At 33.2% G+C, this 17,493-nt stretch carries 10 protein-coding genes; 4 read left to right on the top strand and 6 right to left on the bottom strand.

Annotation, left to right across the window (positions count from 1 at the left end; genetic code table 11):
- Positions 1–9: 9 nt before the first annotated feature.
- Positions 10–4,950 (top strand): T9SS type A sorting domain-containing protein, encoded by a 4,941-nt coding sequence (locus NLG42_RS15920; RefSeq protein ID WP_257681537.1) that lies wholly within the window; start codon positions 10–12, stop codon positions 4,948–4,950.
- 51 nt (positions 4,951–5,001) lie between these two features.
- Positions 5,002–5,847, top strand: a complete 846-nt coding sequence (locus NLG42_RS15915; protein ID WP_089057906.1) for an outer membrane beta-barrel protein — start codon at positions 5,002–5,004, stop codon at positions 5,845–5,847.
- Positions 5,848–6,179: 332 nt separating this feature from the next.
- Here NLG42_RS15915 and NLG42_RS15910 read toward each other — a convergent pair whose 3' ends face one another.
- Positions 6,180–6,665 carry a MarR family winged helix-turn-helix transcriptional regulator gene (locus tag NLG42_RS15910; protein WP_099718216.1) on the bottom strand — a complete coding sequence of 162 codons (486 nt, stop codon included), beginning with the start codon at positions 6,663–6,665 and terminating at the stop codon, positions 6,180–6,182.
- A gap of 3 nt (positions 6,666–6,668) precedes the next feature.
- A complete protein-coding gene (locus NLG42_RS15905; RefSeq protein WP_257681536.1) occupies positions 6,669–7,160 on the bottom strand; it encodes a GNAT family N-acetyltransferase in 492 nt (163 codons plus the stop codon).
- 220 nt (positions 7,161–7,380) lie between these two features.
- Between NLG42_RS15905 and NLG42_RS15900 the strand changes: the two genes are divergently transcribed.
- Together NLG42_RS15900 and NLG42_RS15895 are read left to right on the top strand one after the other, a co-directional pair.
- Positions 7,381–8,691, top strand: a complete 1,311-nt coding sequence (locus NLG42_RS15900) for a DUF389 domain-containing protein (protein ID WP_199170224.1) — start codon at positions 7,381–7,383, stop codon at positions 8,689–8,691.
- A gap of 345 nt (positions 8,692–9,036) precedes the next feature.
- On the top strand, positions 9,037–9,246 hold the full coding sequence (locus NLG42_RS15895; protein WP_089057909.1) for a hypothetical protein: 210 nt from the start codon (positions 9,037–9,039) through the stop codon (positions 9,244–9,246).
- 174 nt (positions 9,247–9,420) lie between these two features.
- Here the strand turns inward: NLG42_RS15895 and NLG42_RS15890 are convergent, their stop codons facing one another.
- The 4 genes from NLG42_RS15890 to NLG42_RS15875 all read right to left on the bottom strand — a co-directional run bounded on the left by NLG42_RS15890 (position 9,421) and on the right by NLG42_RS15875 (position 17,493).
- The gene (locus NLG42_RS15890) at positions 9,421–9,987 is read right to left on the bottom strand and encodes an RNA polymerase sigma factor (RefSeq protein ID WP_089057910.1); all 567 of its coding nucleotides are present in this window, start codon (positions 9,985–9,987) and stop codon (positions 9,421–9,423) included.
- Between the two features lie 569 nt (positions 9,988–10,556).
- Entirely contained in the window at positions 10,557–14,435 is a 3,879-nt protein-coding gene (locus tag NLG42_RS15885) for a hybrid sensor histidine kinase/response regulator transcription factor (RefSeq protein WP_257681535.1), read from the bottom strand.
- A 183-nt stretch (positions 14,436–14,618) separates the two neighbouring features.
- Positions 14,619–16,565, bottom strand: a complete 1,947-nt coding sequence (locus NLG42_RS15880) for an OmpA family protein (RefSeq protein ID WP_257681534.1) — start codon at positions 16,563–16,565, stop codon at positions 14,619–14,621.
- Between the two features lie 10 nt (positions 16,566–16,575).
- Positions 16,576–17,493, bottom strand: coding sequence for a PorP/SprF family type IX secretion system membrane protein (locus NLG42_RS15875; RefSeq protein WP_089057913.1), 918 nt, complete (start codon positions 17,491–17,493; stop codon positions 16,576–16,578).

The following is a 17,493-nucleotide window of genomic DNA, read 5'->3' as shown; positions in this document are numbered from 1 at the left end:
TTTATACAAATGAAAAAATATAATAATAAATTAATACTGTTTTTTCTGTTCTTTCTCTTTACTTATTTTGCAAATGCACAAGACATTACCATAACTGGTTCTTGTTTTGCAGGAACACAAACTTTTGTTTTGGGTGGAGATTCAAGTATTCCAACTCTTAATGGAAAACCAGTTTATTACAATGCAAATGTAGATATTCAGGGCAGTGCCGAAAAGGCACAAGGATATTTGGCATTTTTATTAAAAGAAGAACTAGGAACACCTGAAGACAGATGGGTAATTCTTTTAGGTGGGCAGCCTTATTTCTATGCCATTTCGACAGCAGCAACAGCTCCCAGTGCAACTTATTCACGATTTGATGAAATTGCATCACTATTAGATTGTACAGGAAGTGTAGTCGTTACGCCGCCAAATAGTGCTCCAACTGATCTCGTATTAACAATGCCATCCGTAAACGAAAACGTACCTGCCAACAGCATCGTAGGCGTTTTAACCAGCACAGATCCAGATGTAGGAAATACATTTAACTATTCGTTAGTATCTGGAACTGGAGATGTTGACAATGCTTATTTTTCTATTTTTGGCAATACTTTACTAATAAGGCTCAGTCCTGATTTTGAAGCAAAGAATTTCTATTCGATACGTATTAGAACAACAGATCAGGCGGGGGCATTTTTAGAAAAAGTGTTCATTGTAAATGTAATTAATGTATGCGATATAGAACTAACTGCCAGTTCTCAAATTAATGTAAGCTGTAATGGAGGTTCAAATGGCTCTTTAACGGTTGTTGCTTCGAGCGGTGCTTCTCCTTACTCCTATTCTTGGTCTAATGGAAAAACTACCGCTGCAATAAACAATCTGGCAAGAGGAAATTACACTGTTACTGTCACAGACGCAAGTTCTTGTACTAAAACACAAATTTTCTCTATAACAGAGCCTCCTGTTTTAACAACATCAAAAGGAGTGGTTAATAATGTTAGCTGCAATGGAGGTTCAAATGGAACTGCCGCTGTAAATGCAGCAGGCGGAACTTCTCCTTATACTTATTTGTGGTCAAACGGTGCGACTTCACAAAACGTAACTGGTTTAACAAAAGGAAACTATAGTGTTACTGTAACGGATAGCAAATTATGTGAAGCTATACAAAATTTTTCTATCACGGAACCAGACGCACTTTCTCTGACAGCTTCTCAAACTGACATAGTATGTAACGGTTATGCCACAGGATCTGCAAGTATAGTTGTTACCGGAGGAACTGGCGCATATTCGTATTCATGGAACCCGCCAGTAGGAACATCTGGTGCAAGTGCTTCCAACCTTACTGCAGGAACTTATACTGTTACGGCTACTGACGCTAAAAACTGTTCAATTCAAAAAGAATTCATTATAACTGAACCTCTTGCTTTAACAGCTTCTAAAGGAACAACTGTAAATGTAAACTGTCATGGTGAAGCTTCTGGATCTGCAACTGTAAACGTAACTGGAGGAACAGGTAGCTATAGTTATTCATGGGCACCGTCTGGCGGAGTTTCCGCTACAGCATCAGGTTTAGCGGCTGGAACATACACTGTTACAATAACCGATCAAAAATCTTGTACAACCAGTGAAACTTTTACTATAACGCAACCCGCAGCTGCTCTTACTGCAACAGGAACTTCAACAAAAGTAAGTTGTTTTGGAGCTTCTAATGGAAGCGCAAGCGTAACTGTTCTTGGCGGTTCACCAGCTTACAGCTATTCTTGGACGCCTTTGGGAGGTACTGGATCTTCAATATCTAACAGACCGGCCGGAACTTATAAATGTACTGTTACTGATTCAAAAGGCTGTACCACGTTGGTAAGTGTTGAAATTGAAACTCCAAATGCAATATCTGGAACGTTTACAAAAACAGATGTTTCTTGCAATGGAAATAGTAATGGTACTGCTGAAATAACGCCTTCTGGAGGAACTGGAGCATATACTTATTCATGGTCTCCTTCTGGTTTAACAACAGCTAAGGTTTCAGGGTTAGCACCAGGAAATTATATTGTAACTATTACAGATGCTAATGGATGTACTGGTACAGTAACTGTTCCAATTGTAGAGCCAGCTGTTTTAGAAGCTGCACAATCGAGAGTAAATATCCTTTGTAAGGGCAGTTCAACTGGATCAGCATCTGTTGTTGTAACTGGCGGAACATCAAACTATACCTATTTATGGTCTCCATCTGGAGGTACTGGCGCTACAGCTTCTAATCTTGCCGCAGGAAATTATACTTGTTTAATTACTGATGCCAGAGGTTGTACATTAACTAAAGTATTTACTATTGAAGAACCTAATGAGTTAATAGCTATCCAAAGTCAAATAAACGCCACTTGTACTACTCTTGGAGAAGCTTCAGTGGCTGTTAGCGGAGGTTTTGGAGTATACACTTATAACTGGTCTCCTTCTGGAGCTGTTACTGCCACTGCTGCTGGCTTAAGCGAGGGAACACATGAGGTTTTAATTACAGATCAAAATGGCTGTACGTTGACTAAAACTTTTAATATAACTACTATTAATACACTTAATGCAGTTACATCGCAAGTTAATGTATCGTGTAACGGATCTGCAACAGGATCTGCTGCTGTAGTGCCTAATGGTGCGCCAGGACCTTTCACTTATGTTTGGTCTCCTAGCGGTGGATCTTCTGATACAGCAAATAACTTAACTGCGGGTAATTATTCTGTTACAATCACATCTTCTAACGGATGTTCTACTGTGAAGAATTTTACAATTACTGAGCCTTCTGCTCTTAAAGTATCTCCTGCGGGACAAAATAATGTAAGCTGTAAAGGCGGAACAAACGGATCGGCTGCGGTAACTGCTACTGGTGGTTCTGGATCTTATACTTATGATTGGGCTCCTTATGGAGGCAGTTCGGCTGCCGCAGCAGGATTGAGCGCTGGAACATATACAGTAACAGTTAAGGATGGTAAATCATGTGTTGAAACTCAAATTTTTACAATAAAAGAACCTGAAGAACTTGTTGCGGCTGTATCTCAAAGCAATGTTTCTTGTAATGGCGCAAATAATGGTACAGCAACAGTAGACGTGATTGGAGGAACTGGAGCTTATACCTATTCATGGCTGCCTTCTGGCGGAAATGATGCGAAAGCTTCCAACCTTGCTCCTGGAACATATACAGTTACAGTTACAGATGCTAATTCATGTCAAACTACAGCAAGCGTTAAAATAACTGAACCAACTGTTCTTTCTGCAGTAATATCTCAAACTGATGTTTCTTGTAATGGCGCTAATGATGGAACCGCTTCGGCAGTGGTAACAGGAGGAACAGAAACATATACTTATGTATGGTCGCCTTCTAATAAAACTACAGCTGCCGTATCAGGATTAAGTCCAAATACTTATACCGTAACTATTACAGATACAAATGCCTGTACATTGACTAAAACAGTAATTATAGGTCTTACAAAAGATGTAACGGCACCAAAACCTGCTCTTGCAAATCTGCCAGATATTGTAGGCTATTGTTCTATTTTATCATCAGATATTAGTATTCCAACTGCTCAAGATAACTGCGCAGGTATTTTAAAAGCAACAACTTTAGATCCTTTGAGCTATTCTACAGTTGGTACTTATACAATTACATGGAAATATGATGATGGAAATGGTAATAGTACAACACAATTGCAAACACTAAAAGTACTTGCTTCACCTCTTGATCAGATAACATTTAATGATGCAGAATTTACATATGATGGAAATGCTCATAGTGTTAAAGCTTTAAATGTTCCAGCCGGAGCTACTGTTACCTATTCTGCTGACAATGGCGCTGTAAATGCTGGAACTTATTCTGTTAAAGCAACAATAACTCCATCTGCGAGCAGTCCAAATTGTACTCCTGTAATTCTTACTGCAAACCTTATAATTAAAAAAGCAGCGCAGCAGATTACATTTAGTGCACTCTCAGAAAAAACACTTGGAGCAAATAACAGTTTTAGTTTAACTGCAGCTTCTAATTCGAAGTTACCTATAAGTTACTCTTTTACATATGATACCGCGCTGCCTCCTGCAGCAGTTTCAGAAACTGGTGTTGTTAATCTAATAAGATCTGGTGAAGTATTAATCACAGCTCACCAAACTGGAAATGACAATTACCTTCCTGCATCAGATGTTTCACAATTACTGGTAATTTTAAATAACAACATTGATATTAAACGAATTACTTTAGGAGGTAAGGTTTTTGAAAATCCTGTAAAAGCAATTAACCATGTTATGGCTTGTGGTGATAATAATCCAAATGTTTCTATTGTAAATGAAACAAATGCTGTTATAAGTCCTTCAGCGAATTTTACGATTCAAACGCCAAAACCTGGAATTTATAGTCAAAATGTGAAAATCACTTCTGAAGATGGAAGTGCTTCAGAAACGTATACTATTACAGTTGAAAAACCTTTTAGTTTTTATGATATTGTTCACCAGAAATTTAATAATGTACTTCTTGTAAACAACAATCCTCAAACTAACGGCGGTTATGAGTTTGTTTCTTATCAATGGTTCAAAAATGGACAATTAATAGGAACTGGTCAATATTATTCAGCAGGAAATGATTTAAATTCAGCTTTAGATCCTAATGCAGAATACAGTGTAAAAATGACTACAAAAGATGGAAAAGTACTGCAGACTTGCGGTGCAAAAATTACATTTACAAATTCACTTCAGGCTAAACTTTATCCTAATCCAATTGAAACAGGAAAAATGATTACCATTGAAGCTGATTTTCCTGAAAAAGATTTAAAAGATATGCAGATTAGTCTCTTCTCTGTAACAGGTCAATTAATTAAAACTGTAAAATCATCTTCAGTTAAAACAGAAATACAATTACCTCCTACAACGGAAGGCAATATGTATCTGGTTTTACTTGAAGGTGCTAATATCAAAAAATCTTTCAAAGTAATTGTAAAATAATAAAATCTGCCCGTGCTGTTTACAAACGGTACGGGCATAATGTATCTTAAGATGAAAAAATATATAAACAGTTATATAAAATCCTTTTTCCTAATTACAGCATTTTTAATAGTGCATTCGAACGGTTATAGTCAAAACAAGAAACAGGAATTTTCGATTTCATTGGGAGGACCGTTTTCATTTTTAAATTCTTCTGGGCTGACTGTTAGTGGAAATGGCGTTAATGCTGGTCTTCGTTATTCCTACTATTTAAATGAAGGTTTAAGCGTTGGGATTGGAGTTGAATATCAAACCTACAATTCAGACTCAAAACTTTCATCGGTTAGTGGGCAGTATTCCGCAAAAGATGACGAAAATGAACCTTTTCAATTTAGATATAAAGTATCCAATTTAAGAGAAGAACAAAATCTATCTTACATCAATATTCCCGTTAATATTCAGTTTGAAACACCAGGAACTTCAAGTTTGTATCTTGCAGCAGGTGCTAAAATAGGATTTGCAACAAATGGTGCTTACAAAACATCTATGAGTAATCTTACTACAAGTGGTTACTATCCACAATACAACTTAGAATTATTTGGCCCGGCATTTGCGGGTTTTGTTGATACAGATAATGTTTCTTCAAACAAACAAGATCTTGATGCCGATGTTTCTTATTCAGCAACCTTTGAAACGGGTTTAAAACAACAAATAGGAAAAAGAAACTCTTTGTACTTAGGCGTTTACTTTGATTATGGTTTAAATAACATTTTTGATCATAAAGGTGACAAAAACCTTGTTCAATATAGTCCAGAACAGCCGGTAGTTTTGCGATACAACAGTGTATTTGATTCTGGTTTTACCAATAAAGTAAATTTAGTTTCATATGGTCTAAAATTAAGAATCGCAATGCGTTAATCTTAAAAGTATAAAACCTTTAAAAGCTTCAGTAATTCTGAAGCTTTTTTTTAGCTTTTGCTCTTATAACAGAAGTGTTTTAGTAAGCGGTAAAGATTTTTTGTTCGATAAGATTAAAAAGCTATTAAGAAGCAAAATTTTACAAAATTTTATGACAAAACAAAAAACCAATATGTAATTTTTATCGTACATTTAAAAGACGACATTTGAGGATGCTGTAAATTCAAATGAAGTAGTTTTTGGAGCATGTTGGCTTTATCATTCTTAAATTATCGTTTATCAAATTAAATACTTTAAACAAAAAAGCGATCTTTATTTAGATCGCTTTTTTATTACTTTTCTCCTTCACTTTTTAACTGCAGCGCTCTTTGAATAAAACTTTGGTGCAATATCTTATTTTCAGCTTCATTAATCGCCTCAAATAAATTATTCTGATTATCTGCAATCTCTGTAAGCACGTTTTTCATAATTTCCCAAACAGGTTTCATCTGCTCGATCAGCTCCTGCCCTTTTGAAGTGAGCTGAATAAGTCTTTTACGCTCATCGATTTTATCTTTTTTAGAGCGAATCAGTTTTTGTTTTTCCAGTTCTTTAAGCAAACTTATAGTTGAAGGATGTGTATAACCAATTTCATTTGCCACTTCCACTACACTAAGAACTCCTTTATGGTATAAAGTATAAATTACTGGAAACCATTTTGGTTCAAAATCAATACCATATGCTTTATAAAACAATGCACCGTCTTTTCGCAATTGCTCGCTAAGCCGCTGCAATCGTGTTGAAAGAGCCAAAATCCCTGATTCGTCTATAATATTCATCTTTTATTTCTTTAAATTTAAATGGCAGAAAACATTGTCTGGAGCCATTAATGGAAATGTTTCTGGAAGCTCTCCTTTTTCGATTCGTACAAAATCATTCTTTTCATAAAAACGTAATGCAGCTTCTAATATCGAAACAGTTCCTAAATATAGATCATCAATTTTATTCTGCTGGCAATATTCAATTAAAGTTTCTAATAATTTTTGAGCAATTGAAAATTCTTTTCCTCTAAATTCTTTCTTAACAAACATTTTTCTAATGGCTCCTGTATTCGATTCAAACTTAATTAAAGCAATGGTTCCTACTAATTCATCATTAATAAAACAACCCCAAAAGCTTCCGCCTCCTGCATGATAAAAATTAGTTATGTTTAGCAAATCAGGCTGATCTTCAATTGTAATTGCAACATTAAACTCATTTTGCTGAATGTTTAATATCAAATCTACAATGTCGTTCGAATATTGATTATCGACAGGTTTAATAACAAGTTTCATATAGTATAAATTTTATTATGCGAAACTACGTAGTTAAATACATAAATAAAAATAAATACGAAATTTTATGATTTATTTGAGATTGTTTTTAGTGTCTTTACTGTTTAATATTAAAAAGAGAATCGAGAATAAATAACACTTTTTCTAGTGCTATATCCCTTAAATTGTTTTAAATTAGTAAATAAAGTGACTTTAGGTTCAATTAAATCTCGGGGAAAGTATGAAGCAGATTATAGACATTTTAAATTTACGTGAAGGTGAAAACGACAGAGCTTTAACTCTTGAACATGTAAAAAAAGACATTGAATTTAAAGGGGCAAATTTATGGATTTTGGCTTGTGCAATTATGGTCGCTTCGGTTGGGTTAAATGTAAATTCGACCGCAGTAATTATTGGTGCCATGCTTATTTCTCCGTTAATGGGACCTATTGTTGGAGCTGGTTTTGCATTGGGTATTTATGATTTTGCACTTTTAAAAAAATCATTACGAAATCTTCTAAATGCAACTTTTGTAAGTTTAGCAGTTTCAACCCTTTATTTTTACTTAAGTCCTTTCAAAGATGTTCAATCTGAATTGTTAGCGCGAACTTCTCCTAATATTTATGATATTCTTATTGCTTTTTTTGGCGGTATTGTGGGAGTTATTGCAATTACAAGAACTGAAAAAGGAAATCCTGTTCCAGGAGTTGCAATCGCAACAGCATTAATGCCTCCTTTGTGTACCGCGGGTTATGGATTGGCAACTGGGCAGTGGACATTTTTTCTGGGAGCTTTTTATTTGTATATCATAAACTGCGTTTTTATTGGTATTGCTACTTTCTTGATTATAAAATACTTGAATTATCCGCCGGTAAAACAAATTGATGAAAAACAGCAAAAAAGAGTAAAACTTATTATAGTTGTGGTTACTACGAGTATGTTAATACCAAGCAGTTATCTTGCATTTTCATTATATGTAGAACAGCAGTTTAAAAAAAATGTAGATCTTTTTCTTGATGATGAATTTAGCAGTAAGGGATATACAGTGGTGTATAAGAAAACGGAATTTAATCCGCAGAAGAAAAAAATTGAATTGGCTTTTCTTTCTAAAAAATTTGATCCGCAAGAAATAAAGGAACTCAAAACTAAACTTAACAGAAACAAATACTTAAAGGGAACTGAACTTCTTATCAGACAGGACATCGATGATAAACAAGATCCTTTAAAAAATGATCTTCTGAATAAAATTAAAAGCAGTGAAAATGAAATGGATGCGAAAGATTTAAAAGTTTTGCATCTTGAAAAGGAACTTGCCAAAAATAAATTTGATAATCAACAAATCTTAAAGGAGACTAAAACTTTGTTTCCTACTATTTCTTCGTTATCTGTCACAAAAACAGATTTTGTTACTGAAAGTGACAGCACATATACAATTACTGCTGTAATCTATGATGGAAAAGGAGCTTTTAACGAAAGTGATCAAAAGAAATTTAAAGATTGGCTTGCTGTTAGACTTGCTGTTAAAGATGTAGAAATCTTTAAGAAGCAGTAAATACCTTGTATTTTTTTATAAAATTTTACAGCTTCTAGAAACCCAGAAGGAATCTTTCTTATTCCTATTTTAAAAATTCTCCTTTAGTTTAGAAAAAAAAATGATATTTAATTGTGACCTAATACATTTTTTTGTGTCTAAATTTAACTAGCTTCAATTTAATTGTGAGAAAATTAGTTTTGATAATTAGATCAAAGTGTATTTGACCTGATTTTTTTATCAATACGTCTAGTATATTTTTATTCAAGACAGAAAAACATTATTTTGGTCTACAGTATATTAGCCCATAGATTTAACAAGATGTCTTAAATTTTAAGATGTTTAAATATTATTATTGTTGTGCATATGAATAATCCTTTCAAGGAAATACTAAATGATGAAAAATTACCCGATGAAATAAAAAAAAGGGTTATGGCAGATATTGCCCGTCTTAAGAATTCCACTGATATTACTGATTTGCTTCTTGTAAAGTATCCTGATATTTTTTCTGATATTGTGGATAACAAAGAAATTGATTCTTCAAAAGTAAATCTTGATCAAAATTTAAGTAAGTAAAAAAAAGGTGCTTACGAGAAATGTTAGACAAGCAATTTTATGTGCTAAAAACTTCATCTTCTCTGTAAAACAATCAGCTTATACAAAAAACAATAGTTGTTATTAATTCAACAAAAGCTTTAAGAAAATTTCTTAAAGCTTTTTGTTTTTCAGAATTTATTCAAGTCAATAAAATTAGTTTCGATAAGCTTCAATTAAACTGAATTTAGCTCTTTGAATTCTCATTTTTACCGCACTCTCACCAAGCGAAAGAACTTTCATTATTTCTTTTATAGATAGTTCGTCTTGGTATTTCATAAGGAGAATCATTTTTTCTTTTACGTCGATTTTATCAAGTGCAACATTTAGTTTATTTGCATTCATGCTTAAAATGTCTTCATCTAGAATATCATCATCGATGGTATCTACCAACATTTCAAAATCGGCATCTCTTTGGATATTTTTGCTTTGTTTGTCTCTAGTTACATAGTTTGTACAATAATTGTACGTAATAGAATAAAGCCAAGTAGAGAATTTTGAATTCCCATTAAACGTTTTTAAACTAACAAATAGTTTAACGAAAATATCATGCGCTAAATCCTGTGCTTCAGATTTTGATTTAACAAAACTCAGGCATTTATGATATACCAGATTGGCATATCTATCGTATATAATTTCAAATAGGTCAGAATTATTGCTTTCCGCTATCTGTAAAACAAGCTCTTCATCAGAGATTTTCAATATTTTTTTATCAATTGGCATATTTGTCAATATTTAAAACAATTAAAAACCTTATAAGCAATAAAATTATTTTTAAAAGTATTATGCACTTAATTGTAATCGTTAACAATTTTAAAAAAGATGCCCTGGATTATTATTCCAAGGCACCGTTCTTCCAAATTTACTGAGATGATTATAAAAAATCATAGAGTACCCCCAAATACATATTAATTCTTAAAGGAAACCATCTCTTCTATTAAGACACCGGCAGTGCGATTACGTCACATTTTTTTTGTGATTTTTTTTTTTTTTTTTTCACATTTCATTTTATTCAAAAAATTTTCGTTTAAAAATGGTCAATTGATTTTAATTTCTCTTATGAAGTTTATTATGCTGTAAACATCAAAATTTCATGTTTTAATTAAGAGTCAATTGCTCGTTTGAAACTACTGTTTTGCAAATGTTGAGAATGTGTAAAAAAAGCAGATTAAGTAATAATTCGTTAAAAATAGATTCGTTGCTAAAATTAGGTTTGGTCATATCAAAAGTCATTTTTTTATTACATTTTGATTATCAAAATCATCCCAAAAAGTTGCAAAATTGTCTCATCACTATTTTTTAACGTACTCAGTTGGAGTCACTTTATAATAATCCTTAAAACTTTTAGAAAAATAAGACGGCGAATTGAAGCCAGTCATGTACACAACATCTGAAATTGAATGACCATTTTTAAGAAACTCTGCTGCCTTTGTTATACGGTAACTATTTATAATTTCACCTGCCGAAAGATTGAATAATATTTTGACTTTTCGCTGTAAATTGGCTCGGCTTATAAATAATGATTCAGCCAACATTTCTACACTTAAATTATTATTATCAAGATTAGCATCGATAATTCTATAAATTTCATTCAAGAATTTATCGCTTTCATTTTCGACTCTAATGTTGTTTTCTAAAGGTTTTGTCAAGCTGTTATGATAATTGTCTCGCAATTTTTTCTGTTGATCCAGCTGATTTTTTATTCGAAGACGTAATTCATTAATGCTGAAAGGTTTTGTAACATAATCGTTGGCACCAATCGCAAGACCTTTCAATCTGCTTTCCATATCAGCTTTGGCGGTTAATAAAATCACTGGAATATGATTTATAGTTGTATTGTTTTTTACAGCTCTGCAAAATTTATAACCATCCATGCCTTCCATTGTAATATCACTTAATATCAAGTCGGGCATTTTTTCAAAACAAATATCTAATCCCTCGTTACCATTTTTGGCTGTAATTACATTATAAATTTCTCTAAGGTTATCCGCAATAAACTGTGCGAGTTCTAGATGATCTTCAACAACTAATATGGTATGTTTTTTTTCATCTGTTGCCGCTGCTGGGATTTCATCATTTTGAACCTGTGTTCTTTGAATTGAAAATGGAAGCCAAACACTAAAGGTTGTTCCTGACGGTGATTCCGTTCGACTTTCTACATTAATAGTTCCTTTGTGCAATTGTACAAGTTCATGAACAAGCGATAAACCAATACCTGTTCCTTTTTTTTCACTGCTGTTATTAGTTCCTTGATAATATCTCTTAAAAATATTCTCTTTGTCTTGAACAGACATTCCTCTTCCATTATCTTGTACTTTTAACACTAGTCCTACTGTTTGTTTTAAAACGGAAACTTTTACTGTACCGCCGGCTTCGGTAAACTTTAATGCATTAGATATAAGGTTATAAAGAATTCGATCGAGCGTATTTACAGAAAATAAAAACTCGGCAGTTTCAGGTGACTCAAGTATTATTTTGATATTTTTCTCTTCTGCGTCTTGTTCAAAAGCGCTAATAATGTTTGAAATTACGATAACAATATCACCCCAAATCATTTCAGGATTAAGAACTCCTGCATCTAATTTTGCTATATCCAAAAGTTGATCCGTAAGGTTGATAAGACTGTTGGTGTTTTTTGTAATCATCTTTAACAGACGGTCTTTATCTTTTGTACTTTTCTGCAGTTGTTCAGCTGGTCCTTGAATAAGTGACAATGGTGTACGAAGTTCGTGCGCTATATTAGAAAAAAAGCGAATTTTTACTGCATTTAATTTTCGAAGTTCACTTGCTTCAAGTCTTTTAAGTTCAATTTCTTTTTTAATCAGAGCTTGATGTATTTTAAATTTAAAATACCACAATACTCCTGCTGTAGAAATCAAAATGTAAAACAATACCGCCCATCTGCTAAACCACCAAGGAGGCGTTATGCTTATAGGTAAAGATGTTACGTGACTGCTCCATTTTCCAGAAGTATTGGTTGCTGTTACTTGAAAAGTATAGTTTCCTGGAGGGATTTTAGTAAATACGGCTTCTCGTTTAATTCCTGCCATAACCCAATTATCATCATAACCTTTAAGTCGATATCGATATTGATTACCAAGCGGCTGCCCAAATTGCAGTGCTGCATATGAAAAGAACAAATTGTTTTCTTCATAAGACAACTGCAAATCCTTTAATGTGTGAGCCGGCTGTAAACTTGGTCTCAGATCATTTATGTATATGTTGTTTATTTTTATATCTGTTACAACTGTTACAGGAGACACTGTATCTTCCATTATACTGGAAGGATTAAATACTACTCCGCTTTTTAGCCCTCCAAATGCAATTCTATTATTTGGAAGCGGCAGTTGATGATAATGATTAAATTCTAGATTATTTAATCCATGATACTTTGTAAAAATTCTCGTTCTGTAAGTTATGGTGTTAAAACGCACCAACCCTTTGTTAGTTCCCAACCATAGATTGCCCGATTTATCTGGAAGAATCAAGTAAATGAAGTTATCAGGAAAGCCTTCGTCAACTGAGAAAACTTTTGTTTTATGGGTAATGGTATTAAAAGAAATCAAACCTATTGAACTTCCCAGCCACAATACATCTTTGCGTTTATAATCAGGTCTTATACTTATAAGATTATTAATAGGCAGTCCTTTCTCTGACTTTTGATACAATTCAACTTTTTTTGTATCAACTGCAATACGAATTAATCCATGTGCTTCAGTTGTAATCCATAATGCGTTTCCTTGCATATCGGCATGCATTCCTCTGCAGACAATTCTTTTCTTTGGATGGACAGAAAGAGTATTTAACGATATAAATAATTCCCATTCCTTTTTTTCTTTATTGAAAAAATAAATAGAATTTTCTCTATCAAGTGCTATTGGATTATCATTATATAAAGAAAACCCGATTATAGGTGCAAAAAGTGTTTCGGGAACTTTTGGCAGTTGAGGAAGTTTTGTTACAACACTGCCATAATTATCAAATAATGCAACTGTTCGATTAAGGGCAATCCAAACGCCATCTTTAATTTTTACGGATCGCACATAATAAGAAGGAGTTAATGGTGCATTTGAAAACTTCCAATCAAAGAATTGTAAGGCCGGAATATGATAATACTGATTGAATAAATCTGTAATAAAACCTTCTTTATAGTCAAAGCTGGCGAAATCTATACTTGTATCAATAGTATAAACGCCATCTGCATCGCCTGCTACCCAAAAAAGACCTGATTTATCTACTAAAAAAGCTTGAGCATTGGCATCCATTTTTATTTTAGCCATGCTCACGATACCTTTTTTATCTGAGTACTCGTAGATCGTTTTTTCGAAAATAAAGAATTTTTTACCTTCAGTATCGGCATCTATATATCTTACAGGAAATGGCGATTTTACAGGCAGGCTTACTTTTCTAAATTCTTTTTTTATTGGATTAAAAAAATAGATAAAAGAATTATCGGCCCACATTAGCTCGCCATTTTTTCTTTCTGTAAAGGCGTTAAATATTACTCCGTCTTCTTTGTATCCTTCAGGAAAAAGTTGATATGGTATTATTACGGGAATGAATTTATTCTTTTTCTTGTCGAACCTGCTGATTGCTTTATTACTTAAAACCCACAGCTCTTTATTGTAAGTTTCGAGTATGTTATAAATTGGCCCGAATTGACTAAAGTAGGAACCATAGTTTACGAGTTTTTTCTTCTCGTTTAAATTTATTTTACAAAGTACATTACTGTCTTTGGTTCTAAACCAAAGTATATTTTCATGGTCAACAAACCAAACTCTTCTGCTTATTGTTATATTGTTTTTTTCTAAGAATGACTGAGTAATAGCTGGATTTGCTTTTTCAGTATTATAATTGAATTTATCGAGTTCCCCTGATTCATATTTTATCCACAGAGTATTACTGTCACTCTCTTTTATTTGTTCAATTAAATTTGAGGTAAGTGAATTTTTATCGTTATGAATGTGCTGAAAAATCTTGAAATTATGCCCGTCAAATCTTGCAAGCCCATTTCTGGTACTCAACCATATAAAGCCATCTTTATTTTCTACTATGCCTGATACAAAAGATTGTGGAAGTCCTTCGTCAACCGATAAGTGCCTAATATTTTGTGAAAAGAGCATTGAAGAAGAAAAAAATAGTGCAAGCAAAAGTTGTATACTATTTTTCATTTTTTTCATAATTACAAAGATTTGGGCACATAAAGTTACGATATATGAGAGATTTTAACATTCAAATACTATTAAAAATTTTACAGAATTCCCACTACTGGGCAAACGCAACAAAAGCTGTCTACTAGACAGCTTTTGTTATTATGCGTAATTTATTAGAAACTAAGAAGTAAGAAAATTAGATTATCTAATAATAAATTCACTTCTTCTATTGGCATGGTGTTGTTCCGGCGTACATAAAATTTTGTCACAATCGTATAACGGAACAGCTTCGCCATAACCTTTGCCAGATATTCTATTAGGATCTATTTTCCCTTTTTCGATTATATAGGCAATTGTTGATTTGGCCCTTTTATCAGATAATGCTTTGTTGTACACTGCAGTACCTCTATTATCAGTATGTGAACGAACTTCAATTTTTATGTCTGGGAACAACTGCATAACTTCAATAACTTTATTCAACTCACTTTCAGATTCTGCAGCAATTTTAGATTGGTCGAACTCAAATTTAATTGGCTTTAAGTTCATTATTCGGGCTAAATCTGTATTCTTAATTAAAGTTTCTCTCTCCAGAAGTACATCTGCATGAATGGTATCTTGTGTCATTCCAGCTGTAGAGATAATCAAGTCTATCGGAGCATAAATACTTTTTGCTATTCGTATCGAATATACTTTTTGACATAAAAGTTCTTTATCAAAACTGTAGCTTCCATCTTTTAAAGATTTTGTTGTCGATATGAGTTTGTTATCTTGATCGTACAATTGAATTTCTGTATCTGCGACAGGTTCATTCGTTTTTGCATCTTTGATATTCCCTTTTAGGAACTGACTGCATTTTGAAATTATGTCTTGCTTTTGCAGTACTTCGTAGATATCATCATTATAGGGTTCATTATCTCTATTTGAAGAAAAATATCCTATTCTGGTAGTACTGTTCATTATAAAAGTTATATCATCGTACTTGCTGTTAAGTGGTTTTCCTAAGTTAAAGGAATCTCCAAGCATTCCTTTTGAATCTATTTCGGCAGTAAAAATATCTAATCCGCCTAAACCTATATGACCATCAGAAGAAAAGTACAATTTATTATCTTTTGAAATAGACGGAAACGTTTCTCGTCCTTCTGTGTTTATGGAACTTCCTAAATTTACTGGAGTACCATATCCTGTTCCTTTTATTTCTACTTTATAAAGATCTGCTTGTCCAAATCCACCTGGCATATCAGAACTAAAATAGAGTGTTTTTCCGTCTGTACTTAATGCAGGATGAGCTACAGAGTATTCATTACTGTTAAAAGGCAGTTCTTTAACGATCCATTTGCCTTTGACTTTGTCTGCTCTAAAAAGTTTTAACAAATTAACACCTTGTGAATCTTCTTGATAGACATTATTAAAATAATTGTTTCTTGTAAAATAGACGGTCTTAAAATCATTTGAAAAAACGGCTGTCGATTCATGAAATTTTGTGTTTATTGATTTATCGAACTCTTTAACTGTGTTTTTTCTATTTTCTTTATTTAGATCTGTGACTTTGTACAAATCTAAAAATGGCTGATTATTCCAGAGATGGATATTTTTTTCTAATGAAACTCGACCTCTGCTGCTTGAAAACACGATGGAATCTCCATAAAAGGCTGGAGCAAAATCGGACATAGGGGAATTGAATGAAACTTTATTTATTTCATATCTATTCGACTGCATTTCGATTTCTTTCAAATAATCACGCTGTTTATTAAAGAGCTGCGCTCTAAAATCGGTTCCTTTTAAGGCATAGAACGAATTCATTAACGAATCTGAAACGGTATACTTTCCAGTACTTTTTACCGCAAGCGCATAACGGTATAAATATTCAGCTTTTGCTTTTTTGTAATTTGCAAATAGCTTTTTGTACCATTTTGCAGCATTTACATAATCTGCTGTAAAATAATAGGAATTGCCTAGCCTTTCTAGGAGTTCTTGCGGAGGAGCATCTTTCTCAGCAAGTTCTAAGTAATAATCTCTCGAGTTTATAAATGCAAACCTATCATACTCTCTGTTACCTTCTTTAATTACTCGATTTTGAGAATACGTTAAGCAGGAAAATGAAAGGAAGAAATAAAGAAAACTAGTTTTTAAAGTTTTTACTATTCTCATAAATTAGATATTAAAAAAATCGAGGTGATAATATTTTACTTCTATTAGATATCAGTTCAAATCGCAGAAAAATTTCGTGCGATCCGCTGTTGTAGTTTGCTAGTTTGGTTGTTTCCCAATCGTAAGCATATCCAATCATCCATCTGTCAGAAACTTGAAATGCTGCCATGCCGCTTAACGCTGCATCCCATCTGTAAGCAAGTCCTAATGTCAGCTTTTCGGAAATTAAAAAATTTGCCGAAACATCAACTTGCACTGGCGCTCCAGTTACCACTTTTACAAGTCCAGATGGTTTAAATTTTAAATCTGGACTCAAGTCAAATACTTTTCCAATGATGTAATAAAGATGAAGACGCTCTGTTTTTACGTTGCGTTCTGAATCATTAAAATGATTAGTTTCTATTATATTCGGAATACTTAAACCTGTATAAAACGAGTCTGTATAATAGTAAGCTCCTACTCCAACTTGCGGTGAAACTTCATTGGTTATACTTAAATTTATATCATTTGGATCTTTTGGTCCAGTGTTCGCCTGAGTAAAATCGGTATTAAAAATATTTAAGCCTCCTTTTATTCCAAATGATAATTTCCCTCTATAAGAAACATCTACTTGATAACTAAGCATAAAATCTACCGCAGATTCGGTAACCACAAATATTTTATCACTGACTACATTAACACCTAATCCAAGCTTTTTACCTACGGGCGCCTGCGCCGAAAAATTCATAGTTTTTGGCGCTCCATCTATTCCTACCCATTGATTTCTATATAATGCTAATACACTCAACGCATCTCTTGTGCCTGTATAGGCGGGATTAAAACTCATTGTATTGTACATATAATTTGTAAACTGTGAGTCTTGCTGACCTCTTACAAAACTGGTACTTAATGAGATTAATGTAACAAGAATAAACAATCTTTTTTTCAT

Source organism: Flavobacterium plurextorum, assembly GCF_024638035.1.
Lineage (GTDB): Bacteria > Bacteroidota > Bacteroidia > Flavobacteriales > Flavobacteriaceae > Flavobacterium > Flavobacterium plurextorum.
The sequence above is the reverse complement of the archived record's forward strand: the minus strand, read 5'-3'. Positions and strand labels throughout refer to the sequence as shown.